The sequence below is a fragment of the Bradyrhizobium sp. genome, assembly GCF_019244115.1.
GTDB lineage: Bacteria > Pseudomonadota > Alphaproteobacteria > Rhizobiales > Xanthobacteraceae > Bradyrhizobium.
On the sequence record NZ_JAFATE010000194.1, the window covers coordinates 1 to 7,067 of the forward strand.

The following is a 7,067-nucleotide window of genomic DNA, read 5'->3' on the forward strand; positions in this document are numbered from 1 at the left end:
GTTGTCAGACCCATCCCATAATCATGGGAGCTCCACTGTTCGCACAGTGAGACGAAGCAAGTGAGAAAAGGCCGACGGGCACTACGCCGGCGACCTCTTCCTGCAACTGCCGGCTCGCGGGTCCGGTTCCGCTGCGACTCTCGGCACTACGTGCCATGGAGTTACCGCTAACTCAGAACGACGACTGACGCCATCGCACCCTGGTATCGCGCGATCGTACTGAGGAAGGGTCGCATTCCACGATCGGAATGATCTGATCATACGTTGGTTTATTCCCAGCCGGCCCGTGCAGGGTCCCGCCTGCCTCACGGGCCGTGCGTGACCCTGCTCCACGGGTCGTCACTTCACTTCTGGCTCTGTCCCACCGTTGTTGCTGCGAACCAGTACTCACCCTCGGTCTGCTGCTGGTTCACGTTCTTGTCTGGGTCAAACATGACGCTGGTCCTCAAGACGCCGCGAACGCCCTGATATTTTCCGGTGCCGCCGGTGTAGCGGGTGACACCTGTGAAGGCGCTTTTCTTTGAGCCGTCAGGGGTGACCGTGGTCTGGCTCGTCCCGGAAAATTCGGCAAAGATCTTTTCGCCATTTTCAAGCGAGATGACCTCGTAACCCCAGGCTCGGCCATTGCGGTCGACGTAATCGGAATAGCCTCGGGTCCATGATTCGGTCCGCTTGAGGTTCTCGCAGTTTGGTTTGTCGTTCGGATAGGCGCGGTGAAGCTCGAAGACGCGGATCTGATGCCCAGGCGTGTCACCGACGTCCAGCACATGTTGCTGCGTATATTCGGATTTGGCGTCGGTGGCTTGCTCGCTGACCTTGCATCTTTCCTGGGCCGACGCTGCGGAGAAACAGATCGGGCTCAGCGCCAGACCCAACGATATGGCGTGTATCAAGACTGTCTTGTTTGACATGGCGTTCCCTCCGGTTAAGGAGCGCGTGCCCATTCGAAGCCGAATTGATCCGTCAAGCGGATGCCGACAGCTCTGCACGGTTGTCTATTGGAACGAGGTTCGTCGTCGACACTGCCTCGAATGCCGAACGCGCGAGCCGAGCATGGACCCCGTGCGAAGGGGTGTCAACGACGCGCGCTCCGTCTCGACTACGCTGACACCGCTGGTCAAAAAAAGAATGAACCGCATGCGCGCGACATGCTGAGGCATCGGAATAACAACTCTCCCATGGCTGGACCAGTTGAGGCTCGCTTCCAGCAAGTGTAGCCCGGATGAGCGAAGCGATATCCGGGAGATCTTTCAATTACGAGATCCCGCATGTCGCTGCGCTCATGCGGGTTAGAGCCGCAGGTCAGCGATCCTTCTTGCCACCTTCGCGGTAGATATCGACGACTTCACTCTGCAGCCGCGCCGGCTCGGCTTTTGCCTTTTTCGCAGCCGCCTTTTTGACCTTCACGGGCGGAGCGTGCGGCGCGGACGAGCCATCAGCGAGCGCGCCCAAATGCTCCCGCCGCCAGGCCGTGGTGCCAGCCTTAAGATCGGGATGATGTTTATCAAGTCGCGTCACCACGCTCTTCACCTCGGCATCTTTTAGCCCATCGAGCAGCAGTCCAAATTGGTCTTCGCCCAGCGCAGTACGTATCCCTCGAACCTTATCCAGGCCAACGGATTTTGTCTTCAAGCACTTGACTACGAGCGCGCGCGCCTGTTTGTCGACGTCCGCGCGGATCGGCCCAAAGACGTCGGCATGTTTGCCGAGTTGCCGAAACACTTCAAAACCATCAAGCGCGATCGACATTGAGGGTCTCTCCTATTTCACGGACCAAGTCCGACAGTAGAGGAACGACAACCGGTCCCCATTTTTGCGAAAAGATTGGAAACTGATTGACTTGACTAAGCGCGTTAGCGACGGCCACGGTCTCCGGTATCTCGGTCCTGAATACGTCAAATGCCGGCTTCGCCGCGCTCGCTTCGTTCCGAAGCTTTTCGGCAGTTTGCTCGTGTATTTTGACTTGCCTGCGACGAGTAATCAGGACGTATGGCCGCCGCGACGCCCTTTTGACGCCTTCGGCCAGGCTTCGATCGGCCATCGCGGCACAGAACGTCTGAAGACCAAAAGTGGAAAGAAAGTCCGCAATCGTTGGTATTATGATTAGGTCAGCCAGGCGAATGCTGACTTCCGTCAAAATGGAAATGCCCGGCGCACAGTCGATAAGAATGAAATCGAACGCCTTGCGCGATTTTGTGAGTTGGATGCCCATTACTCCGGAGAGGCCTTTGATGATCTCCGACCAACTCATTTTTCGTTGGGTAAGATCATGGATGATTTTCTGCTCGAAATGCCGCAGGTTTGGGCTGGACGGCAGAAGCGATATGGCAAGCTGCTGATTGAGGTGCGAGACGTTGCTCACATTGTTTCGGATGCACTCCGTGAACGCTATCTTCTTGTTTCCAAGAAGCTGGTTTTCCAAAAAGCCCTCGATCGTCGCCTTCCGAGCAAACAATGTTGCGAGCAGAGAATCTCCCGCCAGACACAGCGAAGCATTGGCCTGCGGGTCGAGATCGATAACAAGAACGCGGTACCCATTTGCGGCCAGCGCTTCGGCCATCGAAACGACGGTTGTCGTCTTCCCCACCCCTCCCTTCATGTTTGCAATCGCAATAACCTTCGCGCTCATGGCTGCGTGGCCTCAAGTGCCTTGCGTAACCTATTGAGTTCCTCTTCTTCCAGTCGCTGCTCGAGGAAGCCGTCGACTGCTGCAGGAGGCGTCGTTTTGCGAACGGGATCCAGAATGGTCTCAAATCCATCATCGTTCCCCGGTTTGTGGATTCGTATGAGACCGATCCCGTGCTGGCCGCACTGGGCGGTGATTTCCGGAAGCCTTGCCAGCGCGGAGGATGCCTTCGGTAAGTTCCACACGAGATAGCCGAAATGCGTGAAACGTGTTTGGGCCAATGCCTCATAGACCGCCAGATCGGTTGCACCGAACTCAGCTTTCAGCTCGAATGAATAGACGTCGAGCTGCGCGCCCGGCATGACGCGAAACCGCATCGCGGTGATGAGTATGAAGTCGGGTCGCGCCCATCGGCCGAGCGGCGGACCAAGCCTCGACGTATCTTTCACCAAGCACTCGCCATGGGGCGGAATGTCTAGCTCCTTCCGGAACGATCCCGTCAGGAAGCGTTCGAGATGAGGCATCAGCTTGATTTCGGAAAGAGCGTCGCTCGGTCCTGCCTCAGACGTTCGCCCGTTCTCGCTTTTGGCCAGAAACACTTGGCCGCCCTGACCGCGTAGCCGTCCGATCTGTCCCGCATCGAATAATTGATCGCGCGCCTGCTCGTACAATTCGTCGCTGACGGTCTGGCCGAAATCGCGCGACAGCATCAGCCGGAGCACCCGATTGAGAACTGGCGTCCCATCAGGCGGCAATAATGTTTTCAGACGTTCCGCAACGATACGCGTGGACAACGCTGGAATACTGCGAGGCCCCCAAGCTGCCTCAACCATAGCGCGAGAGGCGAGCGGCCGCAAATCTGCACTCTTGGCCGACTGAGGACATCATTGTGCGTAGAAGCCGAGCCCTCAATGCGGGTAGCCACCCTCCCTCGCCGTGCCTAGCTTACGCGAGCGAACTCGGGTGAGACGTTTCTCGCCCTGCGCCTAGCTTTGGAGCTGAATCGTCCCACCTACACCAGCGGCATTTCGTCGAAGGTTTGATCTCGATATCGCCTACCGGTCGCCTTTTTCCGGGCACCGCCCCATTGCTTAAAGAAAAATGCTGTTCCCGCTTCTCGACAAGCGGACTCGATCTCGTCGACCCATTCCGAACGCATGGGCCTAGCCCGCGGTCCACTCTCACCACCCACAATTGCCCAGTGAATGTACCGCAGATCGGCCGCTGCGACGGACCCGAGTAACGGCTCGAAGGAGATGAATCGGACGACCGCATTAACCTGCCGAAGCACATCAATCCGCGTGAGATAGTCGGCATTCTCGACGCTGGTCCCCAACCAGACGTTCGGGAGCGTTGGCAATGACGCGATGATCTCTGCCATCCTGTTCGGTCGCTTGGTAAGAATCTGATAAGTGTGCCGCGGCGTGCCTTCCATCACCGACCACACGGACCTCACGAAATCGACGGAAACGGCCTCGTGAAAGAGATCGGACATCGAATTCACAAAAATGCGCCGCGGTCTACGCCAGTTCGACGGAACGTGCAGCGCGGCGTGATCCAGTCTAATCTTGCCAGTCCAGACAGCGCGGCAACCGCTCTTACGCGTGAGGCTGCGATACTTTTCTAATCCCATCGCTTGAAGGCGCGCTGCCATCCGCATGGCGTAGCAGTTGGTGCAGCCGGGAGACAACACCGTGCAGCCCGCTACCGGGTTCCACGTTGCATCCGTCCACTCGATTGACGTTTCAGCCATCAGAACTCCATCGAGCTTTGCCTCGTTGGATCGCGAATTGCGTCCCAGAGCCTTTGCGCTAAGCTATGCGCACTCACGAACACGAGCCAATAGAGCCGTTGCCTCTTAGAGCCCACAATCAACTCCACTCCCTTTGCAGGCATCGTTCCTAGCTTTTGAATCTCTCGGAGCCAGTATTGCAGGAGCGACGATCGAAACGCGTGGATTGCCTGGTTTGGGTCGACATCGCTTCGCCATCCCGGCGCAAAAGTATCAAGTACTCCGCCCGGAGCACTAAAGCGATCTAGGTTGCGCTGCAGGTCCTGTACACTGACGTGAATTAGCATATCGATCCTACGCAGCCGCGACAACTTCCGAATAATCTCAAATGACAGATCTTCGAGGTTGAACGGATCCAAAAATGCGAAATGCAGCCCAGCGGGATTCAAAGCCGAGATGATCTGATCCACCGCGACATCCGCAGATTCGGCATACCAAGTGGCGTCGAAGCCAAGCGCTTTAACGCGCCGACCTACCGCAGCCGCCATTTCCGGATTGGCATCATTGCGATGCATCTCGGTGAATGGCACGCCACTCGCTTGTGCGGACTTGAAGGCGATGAGAGGACTGCCATCAATGATGCGGCTGGTACCTCGAATCAGGGATCGACCGGGCCCCGAAAAGAGTTCTATGTAGGCTGCGCCGGCTCTCCATTCTGGAGGCGGCCGATACTCCTTACGAACCACACTGGCGATCTCGATATAGCGACTCACGCGGGCATGTTTCTCTGGTGCCCATTCTCCTACCTCGGAGATAACCAAGCCGTCGACCGGATCGATCTTTTTTACCTTTGCCAAATTCCGCCCCTATCCGCGCCAATACGCTACCACATCTAAAGGTAGCGCAAAAGCTACGAGCTAATCACAGCGCGAGACGGTTAACACGCAGGCGGCGGAGCGCCACTAGCTGATTTGCCCGTCGGGCACCCCGTCCTGCAATGAGCCAGCACGTTGACGCAGCAAGATGCTGCGTGCGCAAAAAGTCGAATGTTCGCAAAGCGATGCAGGACTGTTTCTAGTGTCCTGCCCTTCGCGCAAGAACTTACCCCTTGATTTATTCTGTAAATCGGAAGTATGGTCGTGCATCCCGCCTCGATGCAGAGGGGCGTACGCGCGATCGTCACGACACGTGAGGCGGGGATGCGATGGACGCGGCCAGTGGTGCGAGACGAGCATTGCCGGTCCGGACGGCGAAATCGTGTGGTCCTGGCCTCCCGACGCTGAGGTCAAGCGTGTGAGCTGACGAGGCTCGCGCGCGACGGGGGCAAGAAAGCCCGGTCCCCGGGGAGATCACGTATAAGCCGTAACACCATCGCGCAGGGAAGGCCGGACTTGGATTCAATCGGTCGTCGCAACGCCGGTTATTTTCATTGATGAGATCAGCTGGTCAAGCGCTTCGGCTGGAGTTTTCCAGCCCAGCGTCTTTCGAGGTCGGGCATTGAGAGCTTCAGCGACGGCGGATATTTCGTCGGCGCTGTAGACGCTCAGATCCGAGCCTTTCGGGAAGTACTGCCGCAGCAGGCCGTTGGTGTTTTCGTTGGTGCCGCGCTGCCAGGGACTTCTTGGATCGCAGAAGTAGACCTGGATTCCGGTATCGATCTTGAGGCGACTGTGCTGAGCCATTTCGGTTCCCTGATCCCAAGTCAACGAACGACGCAATTGTTCAGGCAAGGTGATGATGGTGCGGGTGATGGCGTCGCGCACGGCTTCGGCGCCGTGTCCGGAGAGCGAAGGCCCGTTATTGTCGCGTGGCCTCTCGCCATGGCCCGCCAGTCGTGGAAGGTGGAGCAGCATGGTAAAGCGCGTGGTGCGTTCGACCAGCGTACCGATCGCCGAACTGCCGGCGCCGACAATCAGGTCTCCCTCCCAATGCCCCGGCACCGCGCGATCTGCAACTTCGGCAGGTCGCTCACTGATCATGATCTCAGGGGTGACAAAGCCTCTGCTTCGCTTGCGCGTGCGCGCCCTGGGGACGCGCAACGCACGTCCGGTTCGCAAGCAGGCCGTCAGCTCGCGGCGCAGCGCTCCCCGGCCCTGAACGAAAAGCGATTGATAAATGGCTTCGTGGCTGATGCGCATCGTCTCGTCATCCGGGAAGTCGACCTGCAAGCGCCTGGCAATCTGCTCGGGGCTCCAGGCTTTGGTCCATCGCCGATCCTTAGCCGGGCTCGGGCGACGGTCTTGCCGCCTGAAGGCGCGACCACGAGCGCCGCTTGGCGGCGCGACGACACCGGCAAGCCGCTCTTCCACATAAGTGCGCAAGGCAAGGTTGCGCGCAAGCTTGGTCGGCTTGGGGCGGCGGGCCGAGCGATCCGCATGCCACTGCGCGGTGGTCGCCCGATAGGCCATCTTGCCGCCGTGGGTGGCTGCATTGCGATCGAGCTCACGTGAGATGGTCGAGGCAGCCCGTCCAAGGCGCCGCCCAATCTCCCGGATGGAATGGCCCTGCACATTGAGAAGTGCGATCTCTTCGCGCTCCGCAAATGAGAGATATCGCCCGGACAGCGGCTTTGCCGAAGCTCTGAACATCGCTGGTGGCATGCCGCCCGCCTTTCGGAACAATCTGGGTCCGACAGCTTCTGACAATCCAGCCTTGAGCGCAGCATTTTCGCTGTTCGAGCCCGCGGCAATCCCCAGCCAAAACACCTCC

7 protein-coding genes are annotated in these 7,067 nt (G+C 58.4%); all 7 read right to left on the reverse strand.

Translation table 11 applies throughout. The features are described from left to right. Nucleotides 1-344: 344 nt before the first annotated feature. The 7 genes from JOZ76_RS08470 to JOZ76_RS08500 all read right to left on the reverse strand — a co-directional run bounded on the left by JOZ76_RS08470 (nucleotide 345) and on the right by JOZ76_RS08500 (nucleotide 7,063). Nucleotides 345-911, reverse strand: coding sequence for a hypothetical protein (locus JOZ76_RS08470; protein ID WP_291698173.1), 567 nt, complete (start codon nucleotides 909-911; stop codon nucleotides 345-347). Between the two features lie 391 nt (nucleotides 912-1,302). Then, a complete protein-coding gene (locus JOZ76_RS08475) occupies nucleotides 1,303-1,749 on the reverse strand; it encodes a hypothetical protein (RefSeq protein ID WP_291698174.1) in 447 nt (148 codons plus the stop codon). Continuing rightward, a complete protein-coding gene (locus JOZ76_RS08480) occupies nucleotides 1,733-2,629 on the reverse strand; it encodes a ParA family protein (protein ID WP_291698175.1) in 897 nt (298 codons plus the stop codon). Before JOZ76_RS08480 ends, JOZ76_RS08475 begins: the two co-directional genes overlap by 17 nt. Then, nucleotides 2,626-3,420: a hypothetical protein gene (locus JOZ76_RS08485; protein ID WP_291698176.1), complete on the reverse strand. Its 795-nt coding sequence runs from the start codon at nucleotides 3,418-3,420 to the stop codon at nucleotides 2,626-2,628. Before JOZ76_RS08485 ends, JOZ76_RS08480 begins: the two co-directional genes overlap by 4 nt. Nucleotides 3,421-3,638: 218 nt before the next feature. Continuing rightward, a complete protein-coding gene (locus JOZ76_RS08490; protein WP_291698177.1) occupies nucleotides 3,639-4,379 on the reverse strand; it encodes a DUF5131 family protein in 741 nt (246 codons plus the stop codon). After that, nucleotides 4,379-5,215: a three-Cys-motif partner protein TcmP gene (gene tcmP, locus JOZ76_RS08495; protein WP_291698178.1), complete on the reverse strand. Its 837-nt coding sequence runs from the start codon at nucleotides 5,213-5,215 to the stop codon at nucleotides 4,379-4,381. The genes JOZ76_RS08490 and tcmP overlap by 1 nt, the downstream gene beginning before the upstream one ends. A 540-nt stretch (nucleotides 5,216-5,755) precedes the next feature. Continuing rightward, on the reverse strand, nucleotides 5,756-7,063 hold the full coding sequence (locus tag JOZ76_RS08500; RefSeq protein WP_291698179.1) for an IS30 family transposase: 1,308 nt from the start codon (nucleotides 7,061-7,063) through the stop codon (nucleotides 5,756-5,758). Nucleotides 7,064-7,067 lie beyond the last annotated feature (4 nt).